The organism is Micromonospora sp. B006 (assembly GCF_003408515.1).
Lineage (GTDB): Bacteria > Actinomycetota > Actinomycetes > Mycobacteriales > Micromonosporaceae > Micromonospora > Micromonospora echinospora_A.
Map to the genome: position 1 here is coordinate 2,649,586 of NZ_CP030865.1, position 23,499 is coordinate 2,673,084.

Annotated in this window: 24 protein-coding genes; 7 read left to right on the forward strand and 17 right to left on the reverse strand. The window is 74.0% G+C overall.

Annotation, left to right across the window (positions count from 1 at the left end; all coding sequences use genetic code 11):
- Position 1: 1 nt before the first annotated feature.
- The 9 genes from MicB006_RS12640 to MicB006_RS12680 form a co-directional block, all read right to left on the reverse strand.
- Positions 2-925 carry a phytanoyl-CoA dioxygenase family protein gene (locus MicB006_RS12640; protein ID WP_073828449.1) on the reverse strand — a complete coding sequence of 308 codons (924 nt, stop codon included), beginning with the start codon at positions 923-925 and terminating at the stop codon, positions 2-4.
- Positions 926-978: 53 nt separating this feature from the next.
- Positions 979-2,076: a 4-hydroxyphenylpyruvate dioxygenase gene (hppD, locus tag MicB006_RS12645; protein ID WP_116506200.1), complete on the reverse strand. Its 1,098-nt coding sequence runs from the start codon at positions 2,074-2,076 to the stop codon at positions 979-981.
- A 59-nt stretch (positions 2,077-2,135) separates the two neighbouring features.
- Positions 2,136-3,398: a beta-ketoacyl synthase gene (locus tag MicB006_RS12650; protein ID WP_116506202.1), complete on the reverse strand. Its 1,263-nt coding sequence runs from the start codon at positions 3,396-3,398 to the stop codon at positions 2,136-2,138.
- Positions 3,395-5,014 carry a class I adenylate-forming enzyme family protein gene (locus tag MicB006_RS12655; RefSeq protein WP_116506204.1) on the reverse strand — a complete coding sequence of 540 codons (1,620 nt, stop codon included), beginning with the start codon at positions 5,012-5,014 and terminating at the stop codon, positions 3,395-3,397. Before MicB006_RS12655 ends, MicB006_RS12650 begins: the two co-directional genes overlap by 4 nt.
- A complete protein-coding gene (locus MicB006_RS12660; protein ID WP_073828445.1) occupies positions 5,011-5,451 on the reverse strand; it encodes a beta-ketoacyl synthase chain length factor in 441 nt (146 codons plus the stop codon). The genes MicB006_RS12655 and MicB006_RS12660 overlap by 4 nt, the downstream gene beginning before the upstream one ends.
- Positions 5,452-5,603: 152 nt before the next feature.
- Entirely contained in the window at positions 5,604-6,734 is a 1,131-nt protein-coding gene (locus tag MicB006_RS12665; RefSeq protein WP_116506205.1) for a beta-ketoacyl synthase, read from the reverse strand.
- Positions 6,727-6,972 carry an acyl carrier protein gene (locus MicB006_RS12670; protein WP_116506207.1) on the reverse strand — a complete coding sequence of 82 codons (246 nt, stop codon included), beginning with the start codon at positions 6,970-6,972 and terminating at the stop codon, positions 6,727-6,729. Before MicB006_RS12670 ends, MicB006_RS12665 begins: the two co-directional genes overlap by 8 nt.
- Entirely contained in the window at positions 6,972-7,235 is a 264-nt protein-coding gene (locus tag MicB006_RS12675; RefSeq protein ID WP_073828442.1) for an acyl carrier protein, read from the reverse strand. Before MicB006_RS12675 ends, MicB006_RS12670 begins: the two co-directional genes overlap by 1 nt.
- 207 nt (positions 7,236-7,442) lie before the next feature.
- On the reverse strand, positions 7,443-8,798 hold the full coding sequence (locus MicB006_RS12680) for a class I adenylate-forming enzyme family protein (protein ID WP_370013480.1): 1,356 nt from the start codon (positions 8,796-8,798) through the stop codon (positions 7,443-7,445).
- Between the two features lie 291 nt (positions 8,799-9,089).
- Here MicB006_RS12680 and MicB006_RS12685 point away from each other — a divergent pair, with 291 nt between their 5' ends.
- Positions 9,090-9,527 carry an N-acetyltransferase family protein gene (locus tag MicB006_RS12685; protein WP_370013448.1) on the forward strand — a complete coding sequence of 146 codons (438 nt, stop codon included), beginning with the start codon at positions 9,090-9,092 and terminating at the stop codon, positions 9,525-9,527.
- A gap of 3 nt (positions 9,528-9,530) precedes the next feature.
- Here the strand turns inward: MicB006_RS12685 and MicB006_RS12690 are convergent, their stop codons facing one another.
- The 8 genes from MicB006_RS12690 to MicB006_RS12725 all read right to left on the reverse strand — a co-directional run bounded on the left by MicB006_RS12690 (position 9,531) and on the right by MicB006_RS12725 (position 17,291).
- Positions 9,531-10,778, reverse strand: a complete 1,248-nt coding sequence (locus MicB006_RS12690; protein ID WP_116506213.1) for a beta-ketoacyl synthase N-terminal-like domain-containing protein — start codon at positions 10,776-10,778, stop codon at positions 9,531-9,533.
- Positions 10,779-10,892: 114 nt separating this feature from the next.
- Positions 10,893-12,164 carry a beta-ketoacyl synthase gene (locus MicB006_RS12695; protein ID WP_116506214.1) on the reverse strand — a complete coding sequence of 424 codons (1,272 nt, stop codon included), beginning with the start codon at positions 12,162-12,164 and terminating at the stop codon, positions 10,893-10,895.
- The gene (locus MicB006_RS12700; RefSeq protein ID WP_018784080.1) at positions 12,161-12,571 is read right to left on the reverse strand and encodes a cupin domain-containing protein; all 411 of its coding nucleotides are present in this window, start codon (positions 12,569-12,571) and stop codon (positions 12,161-12,163) included. Before MicB006_RS12700 ends, MicB006_RS12695 begins: the two co-directional genes overlap by 4 nt.
- Positions 12,568-13,275 (reverse strand): SRPBCC family protein, encoded by a 708-nt coding sequence (locus MicB006_RS12705; protein ID WP_073828436.1) that lies wholly within the window; start codon positions 13,273-13,275, stop codon positions 12,568-12,570. The genes MicB006_RS12700 and MicB006_RS12705 overlap by 4 nt, the downstream gene beginning before the upstream one ends.
- Positions 13,272-14,738: an acetyl/propionyl/methylcrotonyl-CoA carboxylase subunit alpha gene (locus tag MicB006_RS12710; RefSeq protein WP_116506216.1), complete on the reverse strand. Its 1,467-nt coding sequence runs from the start codon at positions 14,736-14,738 to the stop codon at positions 13,272-13,274. Before MicB006_RS12710 ends, MicB006_RS12705 begins: the two co-directional genes overlap by 4 nt.
- On the reverse strand, positions 14,738-15,217 hold the full coding sequence (gene accB, locus MicB006_RS12715) for an acetyl-CoA carboxylase biotin carboxyl carrier protein (protein WP_116506218.1): 480 nt from the start codon (positions 15,215-15,217) through the stop codon (positions 14,738-14,740). Before accB ends, MicB006_RS12710 begins: the two co-directional genes overlap by 1 nt.
- Positions 15,217-16,941 carry an acetyl-CoA carboxylase carboxyltransferase subunit alpha gene (locus MicB006_RS12720; RefSeq protein ID WP_116506220.1) on the reverse strand — a complete coding sequence of 575 codons (1,725 nt, stop codon included), beginning with the start codon at positions 16,939-16,941 and terminating at the stop codon, positions 15,217-15,219. The genes accB and MicB006_RS12720 overlap by 1 nt, the downstream gene beginning before the upstream one ends.
- Positions 16,938-17,291, reverse strand: a complete 354-nt coding sequence (locus MicB006_RS12725; RefSeq protein WP_116506221.1) for a TcmI family type II polyketide cyclase — start codon at positions 17,289-17,291, stop codon at positions 16,938-16,940. The genes MicB006_RS12720 and MicB006_RS12725 overlap by 4 nt, the downstream gene beginning before the upstream one ends.
- Before the next feature lie 428 nt (positions 17,292-17,719).
- On the opposite strand from MicB006_RS12725, the gene MicB006_RS12730 reads away from it, so the two are divergent.
- The 6 genes from MicB006_RS12730 to MicB006_RS12755 all read left to right on the forward strand — a co-directional run bounded on the left by MicB006_RS12730 (position 17,720) and on the right by MicB006_RS12755 (position 23,497).
- On the forward strand, positions 17,720-18,520 hold the full coding sequence (locus tag MicB006_RS12730; RefSeq protein WP_116506223.1) for a BTAD domain-containing putative transcriptional regulator: 801 nt from the start codon (positions 17,720-17,722) through the stop codon (positions 18,518-18,520).
- Positions 18,521-18,581: 61 nt separating this feature from the next.
- A complete protein-coding gene (locus MicB006_RS12735) occupies positions 18,582-18,929 on the forward strand; it encodes a TcmI family type II polyketide cyclase (protein WP_073828430.1) in 348 nt (115 codons plus the stop codon).
- Between the two features lie 722 nt (positions 18,930-19,651).
- Positions 19,652-20,278, forward strand: a complete 627-nt coding sequence (locus MicB006_RS32760) for a helix-hairpin-helix domain-containing protein (protein ID WP_370013481.1) — start codon at positions 19,652-19,654, stop codon at positions 20,276-20,278.
- A 532-nt stretch (positions 20,279-20,810) separates the two neighbouring features.
- Positions 20,811-22,013 (forward strand): low temperature requirement protein A, encoded by a 1,203-nt coding sequence (locus MicB006_RS12745; protein WP_116506226.1) that lies wholly within the window; start codon positions 20,811-20,813, stop codon positions 22,011-22,013.
- 134 nt (positions 22,014-22,147) lie between these two features.
- On the forward strand, positions 22,148-22,354 hold the full coding sequence (locus MicB006_RS12750; protein WP_030504423.1) for a hypothetical protein: 207 nt from the start codon (positions 22,148-22,150) through the stop codon (positions 22,352-22,354).
- A gap of 180 nt (positions 22,355-22,534) precedes the next feature.
- A complete protein-coding gene (locus tag MicB006_RS12755) occupies positions 22,535-23,497 on the forward strand; it encodes a TIGR03557 family F420-dependent LLM class oxidoreductase (protein WP_116506228.1) in 963 nt (320 codons plus the stop codon).
- The last annotated feature ends 2 nt before the right edge of the window (positions 23,498-23,499 follow it).

Sequence of the window (23,499 nt, forward strand, 5' to 3'; positions counted from 1 at the left end):
GTCAGCCTCCCTGCTGGGCGCGGTCGCGCCAGATGACCGGGCAGTAATCGGGGTCCGCGTAGTCCGGCCGGCCCTCGTGGGTGCGGCGGACCAGCACGTCGTGGTTGTACGCGGCGAGCGTGCCGTCGGAGAGCGGGTACTCCCGCCAGGCGTTGTCGCCGTCCTGCAGGTGCAGCGAGATGGCCCGGCGGGGCCGACCGCTGACGTTCGCACCGCTGCCGTGGTAGGTGCGGCAGTGGTGGAAACTCATGTGCCCCTTGGGGATCACCATGGGGATCTTGCGGATCGTTGCCCCGTTGTACGCCGCGTTCTCGGCGAGCATCGCCTCGAGCTGGTCACGGTCCCGGTCGGCGAAGTGCCGCACCACGGTGTCGTCGGCGCCGATCTCCCGCCAGCGGTGGGAGCCGTCGACCATGGTGATGGTGCCCATCTCCTCGCCGCAGTCGTGGAACGGGATGAACGCGGTGAGCATGTTCTCCGACGACGAGGACGCCCAGTAGTGCTTGTCGAAGTGCCACGGCACGATGTTCGACGGCTCACCGGCGATCGGCGGCTTCCAGATCAGCGTGGACTGGAAGATGCGGATCTCGACGGCCCGGGCCAGCCGGGCGGCGACCGCGCCGATCAGCGGCTTGCGCAGGATGCGCGCGATGCCGTCGTGCTCGTGGTGGACGTAGTCGTTGTGCCGCTGCACGTCACCCTTGGCCGGCTCCCAGTAGGCCAGCTTCGGCGGCCGGACCGGCAGCCGCCGGTCGCGTTCCCCGGCGTAGTAGCTGTCGGTGGCGGCGACCAGTTCGTCCACCTCGTCGTCGGTGAGCAGCTTCTTCGACAGGTACCAGCCGTGCTCGGCGTAGTGCCGGACGTCCTCGTCGGAGGGAAGCAGCGCCTCCTCCTCGGCGGTCAGCCCGGGATCGATGGTGGTCATGCCGTGCCGGCCGGGCATGACCTCACGGCCCTCGCTTCGCTCGGTGCGTTCACTCATGCGCTTACCCCTCCGGCCGCGACGCCGGGGGTCGCCCCCGCCGCGGCCAGCTCGCGTTCCTTGGCCTCGTAGAGCGCCTTGATGTTGCCGCTGCCGAAGGTGCGCGCCCCGCGTCGCTCGATGAGTTCGAGGAAGAGGGTCCGGCGCACGTGCATCGACTCGGTGAAGATCTGCAGCAGCTGCCCGTCGTGGTCGGAGTCGACGAGGATGCTCAGCTCGCGCAGCCGGTCCACCGGCGCGTCGAGGCGGCCGACCCGCTGCTCCAGGCCGTCGTAGTACGCGCCGGGGGTGCTGGCGAACCGCACGCCCCGGCCGGCGAGCGCGCCGACGGCGGTGACGATGTCGTCGGTGCGCAGCCCCAGGTGCTGCACCCCGGCGCCGGCGTGCCAGCGCAGGAAGTCCTCGATCTGCCCCGGCCGGGCGCCGGTGTCCGGCTCCAGCAGGACGAACGTGACAGTCCCGGAAGGGCTCTGCACCACCTTGGAGTTCATCGCCTGGCCGGCGACCTCGATGTGCTCGGTGAAGATGTCGGCGAAGCCGAACACCTTCTCGTAGTGCGCGACCGTCTCGTCGAGCTGCCCCGGCGGCACGCAGATGGCCAGGTGGTCCACCTCGGCCAGCAGCGAGTCCCCGTCCGGCGCGCCCACCGGCTCGATCGCGCCGGGCAGGAACACCTCCGGGTCGCCGCGCCGCTCGACGAGGCGGTGCACGACGTCGCCGAAGCCGCCCACCTCGGCGACCACCACCTCGGCGTCCGCGCCGGTGAAGGTGCGCGGCGGGCTCACCGCTGTCGCGCCGCGTTCCACCAGTTCCGCGTACGCCCCGGCGGCGTCGTCGACGGCGAGCGCCACCACGGCGATGCCGTCGCCGTGCCGGTGCACGTACGTGGCCGCCGGGTGCTCGGCGGACAGTCCGGTGGTCAGCAGCAGCCGGATGCCGGCCTGGGCCAGCAGCAGCGAGCGCTGCCCGTCCAGCCCGGTCTCCGGCCCGCCCTGCCCGCGCAGCCGGAAACCGACGGCGTTGTCGAAGTAGAAGGCCGCCTGCCGGGCGTCTCCCACGTACAGTTCGAGATGATCTATCCCGTTGATGGTCATGGGCTTCCCCTGTTCCCCCCGTGATCGCGACCCGGACGACGCCCGGGATTGGAGTCCGGTCAGTCCGCAGCCGGGGTGGCGGTCCGGCGGGCCGGCCCGGAGAGCCGGCGCAGGAGCAGGCTGACGTTCTGGCCGCCGAACCCGAACGAGTTCGTCAGCGCGTGGTCGGCCCGGGTGGGCCGGGGCACGGCGCGGACGTGGTCCGCCTCGCACTCCGGGTCCGGGTCGTCCAGGTGGTAGGTGGGCGGCAGCAGGCCGCTGTCGAGCGCCAGCGCGGTGGCGGCGGCCTCCAGCACCCCTGACGCGCCGAGCAGGTGCCCGGTGAGCGCCTTGGTGGAGCTGACCGGGACGCCGCCGAGGCCGAACACCTCGGCCAGCGCGGTGGTCTCGGCGACGTCGCCGAGCTTGGTGCCGGTGCCGTGCGCGTTGACGTACCCGACGTCGGCCGGCCCGATCCCGCCGGCGGCGAGCGCCCGGCGCATGCACGCGGCCGCTCCCGCGCCGTCCGGGCGCGGCGCGGTCGGGTGGTACGCGTCGGTGTTCGCCCCGAAACCGGCGACCTCGGCGTAGCCGCGCACACCCCGTCCGTCGGCGTGCCCGGCGCGCTCCAGCACCAGCAGCGCCGCGCCCTCGGCCAGCACGAACCCGTTGCGCCGCTTGTCGAACGGGCGGCTCGCCTCGGTGGGCTCGTCCCAGCCCCGGGCCAGCGCCCGGGCGTTGCCGAACGTGTCGGCGAACGTGCCGAACAGCGGCGCCTCGCTCGCCCCGCACACCACCACGTCGGCCTCGCCGGAGCGGATGAGGCGTACCCCGTCGGCGACGGCCTGGGCGCCGGAGGCGCAGGCCGTGCCGACCGACGAGCTGTAGCCGCGGATGCCGTGCGCGATGGCGATCCGCGCCGAGGGCATGTTCGGCAGGATCCCGGTGAGCAGGTACGGGCTGACCGCCGCCCGGCCGCGGGCGGCCCGCGCCAGCACCTGGCCCTCCAGCGTGGACATCCCGCCGACGCCGCCGACGATCACCGCGATGCGCTCCGGGTCGACGTCGCGGCCCACCTCGATGCCGGCGTCGGCGAGCGCCTCGGCGGCGGTGATCAGGGCCAGCAGCACCACCCGGTCGAGCACCTTCGTCTCCGGGCCGGAGGCGACGCTGCGCGGGTCGATGTCCGGCAGCACGCCGGCCACCTCAAGGCTGCCCGCCGCCGGGTGTCCCTCGGGCGGGCGGCGCAGCCCGGAGCGGCCGGTGAGCAGCGCGTCGAACGTGTCCGCCACGCCGCGCCCGGCCGGGGTGAACAGGCCCATGCCGGTGACGACGGCGGTCACGACGGCGCCTCGGTCAGGTAGCGCTCGCGCAGCGCCACCTTGCGGACCTTGCCGGTAACGGTGACCGGGATGTCGTCGGCGCGTACCGGAACGATCCGGCGCAGCGTGGCTGCCACGTCCGGGCCGAGCGCGGCACGGACCCGCTCGGTGCGGTCCGCGTCCGGGTCGGCCCCGGCGGCCAGTTCCAGCAGCACGTCGGTGGTGACGGTGCCGTCGTCCGCCTTGACGATCACCACGGTGCAGTCGGTCACGTCGGCGCAGGCGGCGAGGATGCGTTCCTCGGACAGCGCGGTGAAGAACCACTTCCCGTCGCCCGCCTCGACCGAGTCGACCGCCCGGTCCAGGTGGTAGTAGCGGCCGTCGTCGTCGGCGTACACCAGGTCGCCGGTGAGGTACCAGCCGCGCAGCCGGAACCGGTAGGTGGTGACCGAGTCGTTCCAGTAGCCGCGGAACAGCGACGGCGAGTCGATGCCCAGCCAGCCGACCTGCCCGGGCGGCAGCTCGTTGCCCTCGGTGTCGAGCACGGCGACCGTGGCGAACCGGTACGGGCGGCCGACGCAGCGGCCGTACCTGTCGGTGTCGGTGGTGTGGGTGATGTGGAACATCGAGTGGCCCATCTCGCTGGAGCCCAGGCCGTCGATGAACGCCGACCCGGGTACCCGGGTCACGCCGCTGCGGGTCACCACGTCCCGGGAGCCGACAGCGACCAGCCGCCGGACGTGCGGCTCGTGCGAGCAGTCGCCGGTGTTGAACCACAGCCGCACCGAGTCCAGGTCGTAGCCGGACAGGTCGAAGCGGGCCAGCTCGGCCCAGGTGACCGAGAAGCCGAACACGCCGTCGGGACGCCACCGCTGGATCGCGTCGAGCACACGCTCGCCGCCCTGCTCGGAGAGCAGGAACATCTCCGCCCGGTTGCCCAGCGCCTGGTTGACCATGAGCACCGTGGCGGTGTGCGGGGCGGGCAGCGCGTTGAGGATGCGCGTGGTGCCCTGCGCCTGCGGCATGGACAGCAGGTGCCGGGTGGCGGCGAACAGGCTGGCGTGCGAGTGCAGCACCGCCTTCGGCACGCCGGTGGTGCCGGAGGTGTGGGTGATGACGATCGGGTCGTCCTGGTGGTGCCGGTAGTGCGCCGGCGCGGCGTCCGGGTCGCCGGTCCCGGCCTGCGCGGGTTCGCCGAGCATCGGCGCGCCCAGGTCGTGCCCGGCCAGCGCCTCGGCGTGCGCGGCGTCGGCGAGCACCCCGGCGGCGCGCAGCCGGCGGATGTACTCGGCGGCGATCTCGGGACGCAGCCTGCCGTTCATCAGCGCCGGGATGGCGCCGAGGCGGGTCAGCGCCAGGAACGACAGCACCATGTCGGCGGCCGTGCCGGCCCAGACCGCGACCGGGTCGCGGGGCTTCACCCCGCGTTCGTGCAGCCAGGCCGCCCGGGCGGCGACCATCCGGTCGAGTCGGCCCAGGGTCAGCGGAGTCTCGGCCGGGTGGCCGTCGATCTCGGTGTCGAACGTGAGCCCCGGCCCGTCCGGGTCGGCGCCGTGGGCCAGCACCCGGGCGAGCACGTTGCCCGCGCCCAGTTCCGCGTCGGCCGCGAGCGCGCCGCGCAGTCCCTTCGTCCTCATTGACGTGTCCCCTCCCCCAGCAGCACCGCGGTCGCCTCGCCCGGCGTACCGTCCGGTGCCAGTTCGATCAGGATCAGCAACGCCTGTGCGGCGTCGCCGTCGTACAGCAGCAGGTCCGCCTCGGCCTCCCCCTCGGCCCGCGCGTCGCCGGTCGGGCTCAGGCACACCACCGGCCCGTCCAGTCCCCAGCGCGCCGCGACGTGCCCGGCCACGCTGTTCGGCACGGACTGGAAGAAGAACAGCGGCCCGATCCGGTCACCGGCGGCCACCGCGGCCCTTACGTGCGCCGCGCTGGCCGTGTCCCCGCCCGCGCTGACCAGCACCACAGCCGTCGCGTTGCCCGGCGGCAGCGGCCCGGTGCCGTACCGCCGCGCGAGACACCGCTCGGCGACCGCCACCACCAGCGGCGCGAACGCCGAGTGCACGAACCCCGGCACCCCCGCCGGCCCCGCGTCCCCGTCCTCGGGCCACCGCGCCTCCGCCTGGCTGCGCGATCTTGCGGTTGGTGCCCTCTCGGCGGGCGTTGTGCCCGATTCGCCGGGGCCATGAGTGCAAGATCGCGGGGAGTCGGGGTGGGGGGTGGGGGCGGTCATGCGGCGCTCACCAGGAGGGCCGTGTTGGCGCCGCCGAAGGCGGCGTTGAGGGTCAGCGCGTGCTCGGTGCGCGCGGGGCGCGGGGCGTCACGGATGACGTCCAGCGGGCACTGCGGGTCGGGGCCGAGCCAGCCGGCGGTGACCGGCAGCTTGCCGTGCCGCAGGGCCAGCACGGTGACCAGCAGTTCCAGCAGCCCGGACGCCTCCAGCGCGTGCCCGTGCACCGACTTGGTGGAGCTGACCGGCAGCCGCCCGGCGCCGTCGCCGAACACCCGGATCAGCGCCGCCGCCTCAGAGGCGTCGCTGAACGGGGTGCCGGTGGCGTTGGCGTTGACATAGCCGATCGCGTCCGGGGGCAGCCCGCCGCGGCGCAGCGCCGCCTCGACCGCCCGGGCCAGCCCCAGCCCTTCCGGGTGCGGCTGGCACGCGTGGTACGCGTCCCCCGCCCGCCCCCACCCGGCCACCGTCGCCACCGTCCCGGCTCCCCGCCGGGCGGCGGCCCCCGCCGACTCCAGCACCACGGCGGCCACCCCGTCGCCCAGCAGCAGGCCCTTGCGGCCGGCGCTGAACGGGCGTACCGCGCCGTCGGCGGCGAGCGCCCGCCCGGCGTCGAACAGCGCGTACTGGTCCGGTTCGACCAGGTAGCCGGCCGCGACCACGACCCGGTCCAGGTCGCCCCGGCGGATCAGCGCGGCGGCGTCGGCGACCGCGCTGCTCGCCGACACGCACGCGGTGGTGTAGACCCGGGTCCGCCCGCCCAGGCCGCACCGCCCGGCCAGGTGACCGGCCAGCGCCGGCACCGTCGGCGCGTCCCGCCCCTCGGGTACGGGCAGCGAGTGCGGCCCGCCGTGGGTGGCCAGGAACAGCGCCGACTCGGCGCGCCCGGCCCGGTCCAGCCCGGCAGCCCGGGCGGCGGAGTCGACGGCGTCGGCCAGCTCGTCGGCGAGCGTGCCGACGTCCGGCACTGTGGCCGCCACGGTGACCCGGCGGCCGGTGGTGTCGAAACGGCGCACCGGCGCGAACGCCGGGGCGCCGGTGAGCACCCCGGCCAGCAGCGCGTCCGCGCCCCTGCCGAGGGCGCTGAGCGCGTACGTGCCGGTGATCCGTACGGTTTCCCGCTCAGCCATCTGCGGGTGCGGTCAGCGAGCCGCGGAACACCGCTAGCGCGTCGTCGACGGTACGGATGCCGGCGAGCTGGTCGTCGCTCAGGTCCAGCCGGCGGTCGTAGCGTTGCTCGACCATGTGCACCAGCCAGGCCAGCTCCATCGAGCCGAGCCGGTCCGGCACCTGGTCGACGGGCTTCGCGGTCAGTTCGGCGAGCATGCTCACCAGGTCAGCTCGCCCCAGGTCGGGCTGACCGGACATCAGGACTTGTCGCTGTTCGCGGCCACCCGGTCGGCGACCATCGTGATGAACTCGCCGACCGTCATCAACGCCAGCTTCTCCGACTCGTCGTCGGCGAACTTCAGGCCGTACCGGTCCTCGACGCGGACCGCGAGGTCGGCCAGGGCCAGCGACTCCAGGTCGACGCCGGAAGGGCCGAGCGTGGTGTCGTCGTCGAGCTCCTCCACGTCGTAGTTCATGTCGGCGAGCTGCTCGACGACGAAGGTGCGGACCTCGTCTCGCATGGATTCAGACCTCATTTCCGTGAACCAGCTGACGGTGCCCGGTCGGGACACCGCGTGCGTGTGGTCCGGGGTCACCGGCGGTCAGCGGACGCTGACGCGGTGCGGGCTCGGGCGCGCTGGTGGCGCGTTGCCCGGCCGGACCGGGGTGGGAATCGGGGTGGGCCGGACGCCCGGCGGGCGGCCAGTGGTGCTCGGACAGCGGGCCGGTCACGAGGCGGCGTCCCGCAGGGCCGGGACCGACCGGACCAGCTTTCCGGTGGTGGTGCGCGGCATCTGGTCGAGCAGACGCAGCGTGCGGGGACGCTTGAATCCGGCCAGCCGCTCGGCGATCAGCTTGTCGAGCGTCTCCTCGGTCAGCGAGCCGTCGGTCTGGACGTACGCGGTGATGCCGTCGTCCCAGACCACCACCGCGGCGGTGACGCCGGGCAGCCCGGCCACAGTGGCCTCCACCTCGGTCAGGTCGACCTTCAGGCCGCCCACCGACACCTGCGAGTCGAGCCGGCCCTTGATGGTGACCAGACCGGTGTCCGGGTCGACCACCCCGGCGTCGCGGGTGTGCAGCCAGCCGTCGGACCAGCGGGTCGGGTCGGCCAGCCCCACGTACGGGTTGTCCGGGCAGCTCACCCACAGCTCGCCGTCCTGCTCGCGGACGCGGATGCCGGGGGCCGGCGCGATGGCGGGCCGGTGCCGCCCGTACAGGTCGGTGCCGATGACGCCGACCTCGGTCATCCCGTACATGTTGCCCAGCGGCACGCCGTAGCGGTCGATGAACGCGTTCGCCACTGCGGCGCTCACCAGCTCGCCGCCGGTGGTCATGCGCTTGAGCTGGGGCAGCGGCCCGGCCGGTGTGGTGGAGGCGAGCAGCCCGATGTGGAACGGCACGCCGAGCACCGTGGCCGGGGTGTCCTGGGCGGCGACGGCGGCGAGGATCGCGTCGCCGCTGAGCCGCTCCGGCGGGCACAGCTCGACGCCCGCGTGCAGCCCGTAGAGCAGGCCGCCGACCAGGCCGAGCACGTGCACCATGCTGGGCAGCAGGATGATCCGTTCGCCGGGCAGCGCGACGCCGTCGATGCGGGTGTAGCGGTGCACCTCGGCGACCAGGTCGGCGGCGGTGCGGCCGATCACCTTGGACGGCCCGGTGGAGCCGGAGCTGAGCTGGATCACCGCGTGCGGGCTGCCCGCCGTGCGGTCGGAGTAGGCGCTCACCCCGGCGGTGACGTCGACGAAGATCCGCAGCGCACCGCCGCCGGAACGCACCGGCGCGACCACCACCTGCGGGCTGAGCCGGCGCAGGGCCTGGTCGACCTCGTGGTCGGTGAGCCGGTGGTCGAGCAGCACCGCCTGGGCCCCGGTACGCCAGGTGGCGAGCAGGTGCGCCACGTACGCCAGCGAGGGCGGCAGGCGCAGCGCGGCGGCGCCTCCGGCGCGCAGCCCGGCCTCGGTCAGCCGGTTCTGCGCCTCGCCGACGAGCCGGCACAGCGTGCCCTTGTCGACCGGCTCGGGCAGGCGGAGACAGATGTCGGTGTCGCGTCCGGTGAGGAGGATGTCGTCCACCCAGTCCACCGTCGAGGCAGGGTCTTCCGCCACGGGATGTGCAGTCACGACCAGCCACTTCCACTGAGGAACTGGGCGGATCCGCCCAGCGGGTACGTCGTTCGGGTACGGACGGAACCCTACGACGCCCCTTCTCCGCATCGCCAGATGCAAATGGCTAGATCCAAAACGGCGGCTGGGTGGATTGCTCAGGCTCGATCGGACAGGCAGGATCGGGGCACGCCGGCAAGGTAGCCCGCCGGCCGCCGCATGCTGTGCGCGCGGCCCCCCGCGCGGACGGCGGGCGACTACGCTCCCGTTATGTTCCGTACGGCCCGGCCCGACGACTTCACCTCGGTCATCCGCCTCTACCGGCAACTGAACCCGGACGACCCGCACCTCGGCGACGGCTCCGACGAACGGGCCTTCGCGCGGATCCTGTCCACCGAAGGGCTGCACCTGTTCGTGCTCGAACTGGACGGCGCGGTCGTCGCCACCACGTACCTCAACGTGATCCCCAACCTGAGCCGGTCGGCGTCGCCCTACGCGGTCGTCGAGAACGTGGTGGTCGACGAGTCGCGGCGCGGCGCCGGCCTGGGCAGGCAGATCATGGCCGGCACGCTGCGGGCCGCCTGGGACGCGGGCTGCTACAAGGCGATGCTCATGACCGGGTCACGCTCGCCCGCGACCCACGCCTTCTACCTGGCCTGCGGGTTCTCCGGCGACGCGAAGACCGCCTACCTGGCCCGGCCGTCGTGACGGTCAGCGGTCACCCGCCGGTGGGGGCGCGGCGCCGCGCAGCACCAGCGCGCTGTTGAAGCCGTCGAAGCCGCGCGCCCCGACCAGCGCGATCCGGCTGCGCGGCGGGCGTGGCTGCCGCAGGAACGTCAGCTCGCAGCCGGGCGCCGGCTCCTCCGGGCCGGCGGAGGCGGGCAGCATCCCCCGGCGGAACGCCAGCAGCGCGGTGGCCGCGTCCAGCGCCGACCCGCCCTGATGGGCGCGGCCGGTCAGCGGCTTCTGGGTGGTCACCGGCGGGGTCCGGGCACCGAACACGGCGCGCAGCGCGTCGGCCTCGGACCGGTCGTACGCGGGCACTCCGAGCGCGTCCGGCCAGATCACGTCCACGTCGTGCGGGCGTACCGCGGCGCGTTCCAGCGCCAGCCGCATCGCGCGGGCGTAGTGGGCCGGGTCCGGGCCGACGGCCGGGTCGGTGGGCGCGGCGTCGTGGGTGGCGGCCCAGCCGGTGATCTCGCCGTAGACGCGGGCGCCCCGGGCCAGCGCGTGGCCCAGCTCCTCGACCACGAAGACCGCGCCGCCCTCGGCCGGCACGTAGCCGCTGGCCGCGACGTCGAACGGCCGGTACGCCCGCTCCGGGTCGGCCACGTCGCTGAGCAGGCCGGAACGCAGCTGGCAGGCGAGCGCGTACGGGCTCAGCGGGCACTCGGTGGCCCCGGCGATGACCACGGGCGTACCCCGGCGGACGGTGCGCACCGCGTGCGCCAGGCTGTCCAGCCCGCCGGCCGACTCGGAGACGGTCACCCCGGACGGCCCCTTGAACTGGTGGCGGATCGACAGCTGCCCGACGCTGGCCGCGTAGAACCAGGCGATCGACTGGTACGCCCCGACGGTGCGGGTCGGCCCGCCCCAGAGCCGTTGCAGCTCCCGCTGCCCGAACAGGTTGCCGCCCGAGGAGCTGGCGAGCGTGACCGCCCACTTGTACGGGTCCGGTGACACCTCGGGCAGCCCGGCGTCAGCCAGCGCCAGCTTGGTGGCGGCGAAGCCGAGGTGGGTCCACCTGTCGGTCTGCACCCGCTGCCGGGTGTCGCTGGACCCGGCCGGGTCGAAGCCGGCCACCTCCCCGGCCACCCGGGTCGGATACCGCTCCGGGTCGAACAGCGTGATCGGCCCGGTACGCCGGGTGCCGGCCAGCACGGTGTTCCAGTGCGCCTCGGCGCCGACGCCGCTGGGCGCGACCACGCCGATGCCCGTCACCACGGCCCGGGCGGTCACGGTGCCGTCCTCGTTCGCGACTGCGGGGCTCGCAAACCCGGCTCACTCCTCGCGCTCACGGTGCCGTCCTTGTTCGCGACTGCGGGGCTCGCAAACCCGGCTCACTCCTCGCGCTCACGGTGCCGTCACCGCGAGCCGGCGGAACACCATCGCGGACTGGAAGCCGCCGAACCCGCTGCCCACCGACAGGGCCACGTCCACCGGCACCTCCCGGGCCTCGTTCGGCACGTAGTCCAGGTCGCACTCCGGGTCGCGGGTGGTCCAGTTGGCGGTGGGTGGCACCACGCCGTACTCGATGGCCAGCGCGCAGGCGGCCATCTCGATCGAGCCGATGGCGCCGAGCGAGTGGCCGACCATCGACTTGATCGAGCTGATCGGAACCCGGTACGCGGTCTCCCCCAGCGCGCGTTTGAACGCTGCCGTCTCGTGCCTGTCGTTCTGCCGGGTGCCGGAGCCGTGCGCGCTGATGTACGACACGGCCGACGGGGCGAGCCGGGCCTGGCGCAGCGCGTCGCTGATGGCCACCGCCATCTCGGCGCCGTCGGGGCGCAGCCCGGTCATGTGGAAGCCGTTGCTGCGGCTGGCGTACCCGGCGACCTCGCAGTAGACGTGCGCGCCCCGGCGGCGGGCGTGCTCGGCCTCCTCCAGCACCAGCACCGCGGCACCCTCGGCGAGCACGAACCCGTGCCGGTCGGCGTCGAACGGCCGGGAGGCGTGCTCCGGGTCGTCGTTGTCCGGGCTGGTCGCGCCGATCGCGTCGAAGGAGGCGACTGTGACCGGGGAGATCGGGGAGTCGGCCGCCCCGGCCAGCACCACGTCGGCCTCGCCGTCGGCGACGAGCTGGTGGGCGTACCCGATGGCGTCGATGCCGGACGTGCAGCCGGTGGAGATGACCTGCGCCGGGCCGTGCAGGCCGTGCCGGCACGCCACGTCGGCGGCCAGGCTGCTGGGCACCAGCGCCTGGTAGAGGTACGGCCCGCCGAGGGAGTGGTCGACAAGCCAGTGCCGGCCGGAGTCGCTGACGCGCACGTACTCCTGCTCCAGCGCCATGGTTCCGCCGACGGCGGTGCCGAGCACCACCCCGGCGCGTTCGCGCTGCGCGTCGGTGAGGCTCAGACCGCTGTCCGCGAGCGCCTCGGCGGAGCAGGCGAGCGCGAACTGCACGTACCGGTCGGCGCGCTGCCGCTCGGCGAGCGTGATCCCGGCGGCGTCCGGGTCGAAGTCGCACTCGGCGGCGATCTGCGAGCGGAACGGCGACGGGTCGAAGAAGCTGATCCGCCGGGTCGCGGTGCGCCCCTCGGTGATCGTCTTCCAGAACCGGTCCCGGGTGGCGCCGCCGGGCGCGACGACGCCTACACCCGTGACCACCGTGCGCCGGCCGGTCACGACGGCTCCCGTGGCGGCGGCGCCGCACTCTCGGTGTCGACGTGGCCGAGCTCCGGGCGCGGGGCGAGGGGCCCGAGGTGGAACACCACCTCGGCGGGCTCGTCGCCGGTGTTGCGCAGCCGGTGCCGCACGTCCTTCGGCACGTAGAGCGCCTCCCCGGCGGCCACCGGCACCGGCACGTCGTCCAGGTCGACGGTGATCGCGCCGCGGGCGACGTAGAGGAACTCCTCGCTGTACGGGTGGTAGTGCTCGGCGATCCGCTCCCCCGGCGCGAGCGTGGCCACGCCCATGAAACCGGAGGTGCTGCCGACTGTCTTCGGGCCGAGCAGCACCCGCAGCTCCCCGCCGCGGCGGCGGTCGGCCGGTACGTCGTGGACGGAGACCCGGGCGGTGGTGGTGTCGGTCATCGCGTGCCTCCCGCGTGCGCCCGCTCGATCTTTTCCTTGATCACGGCGAGCTGGATCGCGCTGTTGGTGTTGATCCGGTCGGTCATGCCGGCGTTGTCGACGGGCGCGGTCGGCTTCATCGCGAAGTCCTGCGTCCATGTCATCCGGGTGCCGCCGGGGATCTCCTCGTACCGCCAGTGGATGCGCATGTACTCGAACGGCCCGGTCTCGACGCGCCGGGCGTGCACCTCGCGGGTGGCCGGGTCGGCCGTACGTTCGCTGACCCAGCTCCACGCCACGCCGTTCTCGTCGGGGTGCATGGTGAGCCGGAAGCGGACCGTGTCGCCGTCGCGGTGCAGGATCTCCGCGACCGCGTACTCGGTGAACAGCTCGGGCCACCCGGCCACGTCGTTGGTGATCTCCCAGACCAGCGGCAGCGGCGCGTCGATGTCGACGGCGTTCTCGGTGTGCCCGGGCGGATCCGCCTTGCGGGCCACCAGGTCGGCGACGCCGGCGATGCTGAGCTGCCCGGCCTGTTCGGGGATCTTCACCCGCCACCTGTCGGCCACCACCGCCGACAGTTCGAGCAGCGCCAGCGAGTCCATGCCCAGCTCCTCCAGGCTCGCGGCGGGCGTGCTGGCGGCGGCGTCCGGGTCCAGGCCGCAGTGCGTGACCAGAATGTCGGTGATCTCGCGGGCGAGCGGGCGGTCGGGGGCGACAGTCATCGGTTCCTCCAGGTGGTCGGGCCGGCCGCGGGCGCGGCGCTGACGGGGGTGCGGCCGGCCGGCTCGGCCGCGCCGCGCGGGTCGGGCACGGCGGCGCGTGCGGCGTCCTCGGCGGGCGGGGCGAGCAGGCGGTCCACGACGTCGGTGGTGTGCCGGGCGGCGCGGAACGCGGGGTCGCGCAGCACCCGCCGGGCGAACGGGATGGTGGTACGCACGCCGGGACCGGCCACGTCGAACTCGGCCAGCGCCCGGTCGAGCCGGTCCAGCGCGGCGTCCCGGTCCGGCGCCCAGACGGCCACCTTCGCCAGCAGCGAGTCGTAGTGCGGGCTGACTAGATAGCCGGCGTGCCCGTGGGTGTCGACCCGGGTGAACGGGCCGCCGGGCGGCCGGAACCGGTCCAGCCGACCGGGCGCGGGCGCGAAGTCGCGGTCCGGGTCCTCGACGTTGACCCGGCACTCGATCGCCACGCCGGTCAGCCGGACGTCGGACTGCCGCAGGCGCAGCGGGGTGCCGTACGCGATGTGCAGCTGCTCCTGCACCAGGTCCACGCCGGTGATCATCTCGGTGACCGGGTGTTCCACCTGGATCCGGCAGTTGATCTCCAGGAAGTGGCAGCGTTCCGCCTCGTCCACCAGGAACTCCACGGTGCCGGCGCCGACGAAGCCGACCGACAGCGCGCCGCGCAGCGCCACCTCGGCGACGGTGTCCAGCGTGGCCTGCCGCAGCGCCGGGGCGGGCGCCTCCTCGATCAGCTTCTGGTGCCGGCGCTGCACCGAGCAGTCCCGGGTGCCCAGGTGCACGCCGTTGCCCCCGCCGTCGCAGAGCACCTGCACCTCGACGTGGCGGGCGTCGGCGAGGTACCGCTCGACGTACACCCGGTCGTCGCCGAACGCGACCTGCGCGGCGGCGCGGGTGCGGGCGTACGCGCGGGGCAGCTCGGCGGCCGAGCGCACCACAGTCATGCCGCGCCCGCCCCCGCCCGCCGCGGCCTTGACGATGACCGGGTAGCCCACCTCGGCGGCCACCTCCTGCGCCTCGGCGGCCGTCGCCAGCGTCCGGACGCTGCCCGGCGGCAGAGGCAGCCCGGCCCCGCTCATCAGCGCCCGCGCTGTCGACTTGTCGGCGAGCGCGGCCATCACCTGCGGCGGCGGGCCGACGAAGACCAGCCCGTTCCCGGCGCAGATCTCGGCGAAGTCGGCGTCCTCGGACAGGAAGCCGTAACCGGGGTGGATCGCCTGCGCGCCGGTCTGCCGGGCGGCCTCGACGATCGCCGCCGCGTTGAGGTAGCTGCGCCGGCTGGCCGCCGGGCCGATCCGGACCGCCTCGTCGGCCAGCCGCACCGGCAGCGAGTCGGCGTCGGCGCTGGAGTGCACCACCACAGTGCGCACGCCGAGTTCCCGGCAGGCACGCAGCACCCGCAGCGCGATCTCGCCCCGGTTGGCGATCAGCACCTTGTCGAACATCAGCCGTCCTGTCCGGTGACCGGTTCCAGGGCGATCAGCGGCTGGTCGTACTCGACGGGCTTGCCGTCGTCGACAAGCACCTCGACCACCCGTCCGGCCTGGCCGGCGGTCACCTCGTTCATCAGCTTCATGGCCTCGACGATCCCGACCACCTGGCCGGGGCGGACCATGTCGCCGACCGCGACGAACGGCATCGCCCCGGGCTCGGGGGCCCGGTAGAACGTGCCCACCACCGGTGCCCGCACCGTCGGCCGGTCGGCGGGCGGCGCCGCCTGCCGGGCGGGCTCCTCGATCCGCGCGCCCACCGGTTCGGCCCCGGCGCGCGGCGCCGGGGGCGCCGGGTCGTGCCACTCGACCTCCAGCACCGACTCGCCGCTGCGCAGCCGCACCCGGCGCACCGGCCCGGCCAGGTCGGCGACGAGCTTGCGGGCCTGCCGGCGCAGCCCGTCGAGCACCTGCTCGGTTTCCGCTTCGGCCATCACGCCACCTCCGGCCGCTCGGCGGCGCGCGGGGCCGCAGCGGGGCCGGAAGTGGCCGAGCGGGCCGCCCCGAAGCGGCGGAAGCGCTGCCGGCGACGGCGTACCAGGGTGGCCGACGGGACGGTGAGCAGCGGGGCGAGGTTCGCCGCGACCGCGCGGCGCAGCAGCTCCGCCGCGCCGGTGGGGTCGGCGTGCGCGGCGGGACGCGGTTCCGGCACCAGTTCGTCGACCACGCCGAGGCGGCACAGGTCGGCGCCGGTGAGGCGCAGCGCGCGGGCGGCCTGCGGGGCGGCCGAGCTGTCCGGCCAGAGGATCGCGGCGCAGCCCTCGGGGCTGATCACCGAGTAGACGGCGTGTTCCAGCATGAGCACCCGGTCGGCGACCGCGAGCGCGAGCGCGCCGCCGCTGCCGCCCTCGCCGGTGACCACCGCCACCACCGGCGTGGGCAGCACGGTGAGCGCGAGGATGTTCTCCGCGATCGCCGCCGCCTGGCCCTGTTGCTCGGCGGTCACCCCCGGATCCGCGCCGGGCGTGTCCACGAGCGTCACCACCGGCAGCCGCAGCCGGGCCGCGAGGCGCATCAGCCGCAGCGCCTTGCGGTGCCCGGCCGGGCTGGCCATGCCGAAGTTGCGGGTGACCAGCTCGGCGGTGGTGTGTCCCTTCTGGTGGCCGATCACCATCACCGGCCTACCGTCGAGGCGGGCGATGCCGCCGACGACGGCTGGGCAGTCCGCGCCGAGCCGGTCGCCGTGCAGCTCCACGAACCCGTCGAACGCGGTCTCCAGGTAGTCCAGTGTGGTCGGCCGGCCCGGGTGCCGTGCCGTGCGTACCGTCTCCCAGGGGTCGCGGTCCGGCGCGGCGGGCGCGGCGGTCACGGTGGGCGCCGGGCGCGGCGCGGGCGCGGTCACCGGCGCGCGGCGGCCGGAGTCGGCGGCGGCGAGCAGCGCGGCGAGCCGGCCCCGCAGCGCGTGCCGGGGCACCACCATGTCGACCTGGCCGTGGCGCAGCAGGTACTCGGCGGTCTGGAAGCCCTCCGGCAGCATGGCGCCGGTGACCTGGCGGATCACCCGGGGGCCGGCGAAGCCCAGCCGGGCGCCGCTCTCGGCGAGCACCAGGTCGGTGTTGGTGGCGAAGGAGGCGGCCACCCCGCCGTACGTGGGGTCGGTGACCACGCTGACCGTGAGCAGACCCGCCTCGCGCATCCCCGCGAGGGCCTGGCTGACGGTGGCCATCTGCATCAGCGACAGCGCGCCCTCCTGCATCCGCGCGCCGCCGGACGCGGTCACCAGCACCAGCGGGACGTCGTCGGCCAGCGCCCGCTCGGCGGTGCGGGTGATCAGCTCACCGACCGCGCAGCCGAGGCTGCCGCCGAGGAAGCGGAAGTCCATCACCGCCAGCGCCACCGGGTGCCCGCCCACCCGGGCGGTGCCGCAGAGCACCGCCTCGTCCAGGCCGGTGCCGGCGCGCGCCGCGCCGAGCCGGTGCGGGTACGGCAGCGCGTCGACGAACTCGATCGGGTCGACGCGTACCGCCCGGTCCGGCAGCGGCGTGAACGAGTCCGGGTCGGCGAGCTGCGCCACCCGGTCCGGCGCGTCGAGCCGGGCGTGCGAGCCGCACTCCGGACACACGTCCAGGTTGCGGCGCAGCCGCTTGCGGTAGAGCAGCGAGGCGCACCCGTCGCACCGGGACCAGAGCTGCTCGTCGCGCGGGGCGGTGGTGGTCACTGTGGCCGCCCGGCGGCGTCGTGCAGGTGAGCCGGGGCGTCGTACCGGTAGAAGCAGTGCGCCATCGCGTCGCGGGGCGAGCGCCACGTCGGCAGGTACGGCGAGATGAACGGCCGCAGCCGTTCGCTGATCCGGACGAACTCCGGATGCCCACGGTTGTCCTCCACCGCGCCCTGCGCGGGCGTCTCCGTCTCCAGCAGATGGACGTAGAGATCGTGCAGCCGGTACAGCGAACGGTGCCGGACATCGACCAGGCCCGGCAGCTCGGTCGCGTCGGACTCGGCGAAGATCTCGGCCACCCGGTCCTCGGCCGTGGGCACCACCTTGGCGACGATGAGCGAACGGTCCATTCGCGGCCTCCCTGCGTACGTCCCGGTGCGCGGCGAACCGGTCGCGCCGCACGGATTGCCACACGGTGCCGCCGAGGCCGTCTACCGGGCGTCAACCGCGCCCCATCGCGCCACAAACATGGTGACGCTGCGTTGACGGAAGCTGTGCGCGAGCTATGGGAAGATCGCCTTCCGCGCTCCGGCGGCGACACTTATTCGCAGATCACGGGCGTGTCACGGTGCCTACTGCGGACAGTCGGGTGAACGACCGACCGTTGACTGAGAGTAACAGGCGTTGATATTCTCCGTCTCGGTCAGCCCAGCCACGGTGGAGGTTCCCGACCGTGGCGGAGGCGTTCCGACACCGGCGTCGCGGGCGACGGGCCGGGAGACGAGGTCGGGACGAGGGTTCCGGTGCTGGGGGGTGCGCCGTGTCGGGTGGATCGAGGATGCCGACGGCGGGGGAACCCGCCCCACGGGTGGCACTGCACCTGCTCGGCGGATTCCAGTTGCTGCACGACGACACACCGGTGGTCGTACCCCGGGGCCTGCAACGCGTCATCGCCCTGATCGGCCTGCGCCCTGCCGCCACCCGCAGCCACCTCGCCGGGCTGCTCTGGCCCGAGACCCCGGAGGAGCGCGCGCTGTCGTCGCTGCGTACCGCGCTGTGGCGGCTGCGGCAGGACCCGTGCTGCCCGCTGCGCACCGACGGCGACACGGTCCGCCTCGGCCCGACCGTCCGCCTCGACGTGGACGACCTGGTGGAGACGGCGACGCTGGTACGCGAGGGCGCCGTCCCCCGCGGCGCAACCGGCGCCGGCCGCCACGACCTGCTCCCCGGCTGGTACGACGACTGGGTGCTGCTGGAACGCGAGCGGCTGCGCCAGCTGCGCCTGCACATGCTGGAGGAACTCGCCGGCAACCACCTCACCGCCGGCCGGCACGGCGAGGCGCTGGAGGCGGCGCTGGAGGCGATGGCCGCCGAACCGCTGCGGGAGACCCCGCACCGCCTGGTGGTGCGCATCCACCTGGCCGAGGGCAACGCGTTCGAGGCGGTCCACTCCTTCTACGTCTACCGTGACCTGCTCCTGCGCGAACTGCGTCTGGAACCCTCCCCGGCCATGACGGCGCTGCTGGACGACACGCTCGCGCCGATCCGCCGCGCCAGCCGTCCGGAACCGCCGCCGCCGCGCCGCACGGACCGGGCCGCCAAGGCGGCACCACCATCAATACCCCGGGGTACGCGGTGACGGCGAGGTGACAGCGCGACCGACACGGTGAGGCCAGCAAGGTGCGGCGGAGGGGGTCACGATGAGTCGACTGTTGGTGGTCAGCCGGATCGTGCCGGGCGCACAGGGACGGGTGGCGCAGATCTTCGCCGAGTCCGACGCGACGGAACTGCCCCACCTCACCGGCGTCCGGCACCGGTCCCTGTACTACCTGCACGACCTGTGCGTCCATCTGATGGAGACGGTCGACGTGGCGCCCGACCTGACCGCGGAACTGCGCGACAACCCGCTCTACGAGCAGATGAACAAGCGGCTGTCCGCGCACACCTCGCCGTACCTGCCGACCTGGGACTCGCCCCGGGACGCGGTGGCCGGCTGCTTCTACAGCTGGACCGCCGCCGGCACCCCTGCGCCCGACCGGATCCACTGACCGGACACGGGCGACGGACGGGGCGCCCCGGAACCACGCACGGCACCCAGGTTCCGGGGCGCCTCCCGTCCGTCCACGACTCGATTCCCGCTGACCGCCTGGCCGTGCGCCGGCAGGTCCTCCATCGTCGCCCGACGCACGCTCGGTCACTTTCCGGCCACCGGCGGGCACCGCCCGTCCCGCCGTCGCGGCCCGCCACCGGCCTGCCTGTCGTCGGCGGCGCGCGTGTGCGAAGCTGCCCCGAGTCTTTCGCCATCGTCGTGCACGTACATAGAAGGAGGTTGGCCATGCCGTCGAGCTTCGGGCAGTGGCTGTTCGTGATCCTGGCCCTGCTCATCGGACTGGTCGTCGGCTGGGTGGTCAGCGGCCGCCGGTCCGGCGCCGCGACGCCCACGGTGGAGACCACCCCCGCGGTGACCGCCACCATCGACGAGCCGCGCCCGGTCGCGGTCGTCGACGAGCCCCCGGCGGCCGCCACCGTGTCCGAGCCCGCCCCCGCCGAGTCCGCGACCGCCGAGCCGGCCGTCGCCCGCTCCGCCGACGAGCCGGTCGATTCCTCCCCCGCCGCCTCCGACCCGGTCGCCTCCGACCCCGTCGCCTCCGAGCCCGAGCCCGTCGTGTCCGACTCGGTCGTGTCCGACTCGGTCGTGTCCGACTCGGTCGTGTCCGACTCGGTCGTGTCCGACTCGGTCGTGTCCGACTCGGTCGTGTCCGAGCCGGTCGTGTCCGAGCCGGTCGCCTCCGAGCCCGCCGCCTCCGAGCCCGCCGTGTCCGAGCCGGTCGTGTCCGAGCCGGTCGTGTCCGAGCCGGTCGTGTCCGAGCCGGTGTCGGCCCCGGCCGGGAACGAGCCGGTGGCCACCGAACCGATTGCCGTGCCCGTGGCCGACGCCGACTCGGTGACGGCTCCGGCCACCGTTGACTCCGACCCGGTGACCGTTCCGGCCACCGCCGCCCAGGACGAGCCGGTCGCGGAGCACGAGCCCGTGGTCGGCACGACCATCGACGCGCAGGCCGTCGAGGCCGCGCCGGTCGAGGCCACCGAGCCGCTCGCGGTGCCCGCGCCGCGTACCTCGGTCGAGAACGACGTCCCGGCCGCTACGGACACCGGCGCGCCGGACGACTTCCGGCGGATCCAGGGCATCGGGCCGAAGCTGGCCACCGCTCTGCAGGACGCCGGGATCCGCACCTACCGGCAGCTCGCCGAGCTGGACGAAGCCGCGCTGCGGCAGACGGTGAAGGCCGCCGGCCTGCGCTCCGCGCCGGGTCTGGCCACCTGGCCACAGCAGGCGAAGGTGCTGGCGGGTGCCGGCGCGGACGCCGATCGAGTGCTCCCGGCCGCCGCCGAGTAGACGCTCCTCCGCATTCCGGGCCGGTGGTGACGATGGTCGCCACCGGCCCGGCACGTTTCCCCACCCCCGCCACCTCCCCGACCTGGCGGCCCGCCCCACCAGTACGGGGAGGTGGTGATATCACCACCGCACCAACCCCGCCACCTCCCCGTACTGGCGGCCTGCCCCGCCGGTACGCCGAAGTGGTGACATCACCACCCCATCGACCCCGCCACCTCCCCGAACTCGCGGCCCCTCCCGCCAGAACCCCGAACTGGCCACATCACCACCGCACCGACCCCGCCACCTCCCCGAACTCGCGACCCGCCCCACCAGAACCCCGAACTGGCCACATCACCACCCCATCGACCCCGCCACCTCCCCGAACTGGCGCACCAACCCACCAAAACCCCGACGTGGTGACATCACCACCCGTCACCCAGGGTCCGGATCCGGGATGCCGGAAAACTGACCGCGCGCGGGCGGGCATGACTACGGTCGGTGAAGGGCCGGCACGGCCCGCCGCACGAACCGCCACCCGCAGGAGCATGTCGTGCCCACCGCAGCGCCGGAGCCCGCCGGCCGGCGAGCGCCGGTCCGCGATCCGGAGGCGCCGCGCCGGGTCACGCTGCTGGAGCTCTTCTTCGACCTGGTCTACGTGGTCGCGCTCGCGCTGATCTCGCGCAACCTGGTGGCCGGTGTCAGCTGGCAGCGGGCGGCCGAGTCCCTGATCATGCTGATGGCGATCTGGTGGACCTGGGCGATCACCACGCTCGTCACCGACATCTACGATCCGCAGCGCACCGAGATCAAGCTGCTGATCGTGGCGGTGATGTTCGGCGCGCTGCTGATGACGACAGCCATCCCGGAGGCGTTCGCCTCCCGCGGCCTGGTGTTCGGCGGCACGTACGTGGCGATCCATCTCGGACGCGGCCTGTTCCTGATGCCCGCCGTGCGCCGACATCCGCAGAGCAGCCGCCGGGCCATCCGCATCTTCGTCTGGTTCGCCGTGTCGGCGGTTCCCTGGTTGATCGGCGCGCTCGCCGCGCACGGCACCGCCCGGTTGTGGTTCTGGGCCGGCGCCCTGGCCATCGACTATCTCGGGTTCCGGCTGGCGTATCCGGTGCCCTGGCTGGGCGCGGTGCCGCACGCCCAGCGCAACGTGACCGCCGAGCACCTCTCCGAGCGGTACCAGCAGTTCTTCATCATCGCGCTCGGCGACGCCGTGCTGGTCGCCGGCACCGTGTTCAGCACGCACCACTCGGAGGTGGAGAACCTGGCCGCCTTCGCCGTCGCGTTCTCCACCACGCTGCTGCTCTGGCGCATCTACGTGCACAAGTCCGGTGAGCTGCTGCCGCACGCCATCGCCCGGGCCGCCCAGCCGAGCCGGTTCCTCAACACCGCGCCGTACACCCATCTGCTGATGGTGGCCGGCGTGGTGGCCACCGCGGCGGGCTTCGACCTGGTCCTGCTGGAACCGACCGGCCACACCCCGCCGGCCTGGCTGGCGGTGATCCTCGGCGGCCCGGCGCTGTTCCTGACCGGTCGGGCCGCCTTCGAGTACGAGGTGTTCAGCCGAGTCTCGCGGTCCCGCCCCGGCGGGGTGCTGGCGTTGTTGACGATCGCGCCGGCCGGGTTGTTCCTGGCGCCGGTCTACGCCTCCGCGGGCGCGATGCTGGTCCTGGCCGGGGTGGCCGTCGCCGACTACCGCCGGAGCCGGGGCCGTCCGCCCGAGGAGCCGATGCCGCCGCACTGACGAGCGCCACAGTGACGGGCGCCGCCGGTAATCGGAATCGGCCGTGCCGGGACCGGCGCGCCGTTTGACGGATCACCCGCCCGGGGTACATGGCCTCCACCTCGAATCCACCACAACCCCAGTGGAGGCAACTGATGCGCGGCACCTCGATATTCGGCGTCCTGGTCGTCATCTGGCTCATCATCGGTGCCATCGCCGCCGGTCAGCGCGGCTACTACGGCAACGACGAGACGAACTGCGCGGAGGCGGGCACGATCCTGGTCACCATCGTGGCCGGCCCGCTGAACTACATCGGCGCCAACCCGAAGGTGGACTGCAAGCTTCCCGAGCCGTCCAAGTAGGCCGCCACCCCCGTACTCCCCTTTCGGCCCGCGCCCGCCCGGCGAGCGCGGGCCGTTCCGTGCCCGAGGCGCGGCACGTCACCACCTCCAGGGCGTCCTAGGAGGCTGGGTTTGGTCGGGGTTTGCCGGGCGGAGGGGTGGGAACGGCAGCGGTCCGCCGACGGGAACGGAGAACCGGGCATGCGGATCGGCTACAAGCTCGCCTCGGAGGCGTTCGGACCCCAGGAACTCATCCGGCAGGCGATCCGGGCCGAGGAGGCCGGCTTCGACTTCGTCGAGATGAGCGACCACTACCACCCCTGGCTGGAGTCGCAGGGGCATTCCTGCTTCACCTGGAGCGCGCTCGGCGCGATCGCCGCCCGTACCAGCACGCTCGGCCTCGCCACCGGAGTCACCTGCCCCACCGTCCGCTACCACCCGGCGATCGTCGCGCAGGCCGCGGCGACCATGGCGCTGATCTCGGACGGGCGGTTCACGCTCGGAGTGGGCGCCGGCGAGCGGCTCAACGAGCACGTCGTCGGGCAGGGTTTTCCCAGCGTACGAGGGCGGCACGAGCGGCTGCGCGAGGCGCTGGAGATCATCCGGTTGCTCTGGCAGGGCGGTTACCGGTCCTACGAGGGGCGGCACCTGAAGCTGGAGGACGCCCGGATCTGGGACCTGCCCGACGATCCGCCGGTGATCGCCGTGGCGGCCAGCGGCCGGGAGTCCGCCGGACTGGCCGCCGAGCTGGGCACCGGCCTGTTCGCCACCGAGCCGAAGTCGTCCATCGTCGACCAGTACCGCAACGCCGGCGGCCGGGGCCCCCGCTACGCGGAGGTGCCGATGGCCTGGGCCACCGACGAGGAGTCGGCGGTACGCACGGCGAAGGAGACCAGCCGCTGGGCGGTCACCGGCTGGAAGGTGATGAGCGAGCTGCCGAACCCGGTGAACTTCGACGCCGCCACCACCTGGGTCGAGGACCACCACATCCGCAGGCAGTTCTCCGTCGGCCCGGACGCCGGGCCGCACGTGGAGAAGGCCCGCGCGTACGTCGAGGCCGGCTTCGACCACATCGTGCTGCAGAACGCCGGCCCGGACCCGGACGGCTTCCTCGACTTCTGCGCCCGCGACCTGCTCGCCCGGGTCCGTGCCCTCGGGTCCTAGCC

What these genes read in the sequence shown, in the direction of transcription:
- MicB006_RS12640 (WP_073828449.1), bottom strand. Translation starts at nt 925, where the DNA reads ATGACCACCATCGATCCCGGGCTGACCGCCGAGGAGGAGGCGCTGCTT.
- hppD (WP_116506200.1), bottom strand. Translation starts at nt 2,076, where the DNA reads ATGACCATCAACGGGATAGATCATCTCGAACTGTACGTGGGAGACGCC.
- MicB006_RS12655 (WP_116506204.1), bottom strand. Translation starts at nt 5,014, where the DNA reads ATGAGGACGAAGGGACTGCGCGGCGCGCTCGCGGCCGACGCGGAACTG.
- MicB006_RS12665 (WP_116506205.1), bottom strand. Translation starts at nt 6,734, where the DNA reads ATGGCTGAGCGGGAAACCGTACGGATCACCGGCACGTACGCGCTCAGC.
- MicB006_RS12670 (WP_116506207.1), bottom strand. Translation starts at nt 6,972, where the DNA reads ATGTCCGGTCAGCCCGACCTGGGGCGAGCTGACCTGGTGAGCATGCTC.
- MicB006_RS12675 (WP_073828442.1), bottom strand. Translation starts at nt 7,235, where the DNA reads ATGCGAGACGAGGTCCGCACCTTCGTCGTCGAGCAGCTCGCCGACATG.
- MicB006_RS12685 (WP_370013448.1), top strand. Translation starts at nt 9,090, where the DNA reads ATGTTCCGTACGGCCCGGCCCGACGACTTCACCTCGGTCATCCGCCTC.
- MicB006_RS12700 (WP_018784080.1), bottom strand. Translation starts at nt 12,571, where the DNA reads ATGACCGACACCACCACCGCCCGGGTCTCCGTCCACGACGTACCGGCC.
- MicB006_RS12705 (WP_073828436.1), bottom strand. Translation starts at nt 13,275, where the DNA reads ATGACTGTCGCCCCCGACCGCCCGCTCGCCCGCGAGATCACCGACATT.
- MicB006_RS12710 (WP_116506216.1), bottom strand. Translation starts at nt 14,738, where the DNA reads ATGTTCGACAAGGTGCTGATCGCCAACCGGGGCGAGATCGCGCTGCGG.
- accB (WP_116506218.1), bottom strand. Translation starts at nt 15,217, where the DNA reads ATGGCCGAAGCGGAAACCGAGCAGGTGCTCGACGGGCTGCGCCGGCAG.
- MicB006_RS12725 (WP_116506221.1), bottom strand. Translation starts at nt 17,291, where the DNA reads ATGGACCGTTCGCTCATCGTCGCCAAGGTGGTGCCCACGGCCGAGGAC.
- MicB006_RS12730 (WP_116506223.1), top strand. Translation starts at nt 17,720, where the DNA reads ATGCCGACGGCGGGGGAACCCGCCCCACGGGTGGCACTGCACCTGCTC.
- MicB006_RS12735 (WP_073828430.1), top strand. Translation starts at nt 18,582, where the DNA reads ATGAGTCGACTGTTGGTGGTCAGCCGGATCGTGCCGGGCGCACAGGGA.
- MicB006_RS12750 (WP_030504423.1), top strand. Translation starts at nt 22,148, where the DNA reads ATGCGCGGCACCTCGATATTCGGCGTCCTGGTCGTCATCTGGCTCATC.
- MicB006_RS12755 (WP_116506228.1), top strand. Translation starts at nt 22,535, where the DNA reads ATGCGGATCGGCTACAAGCTCGCCTCGGAGGCGTTCGGACCCCAGGAA.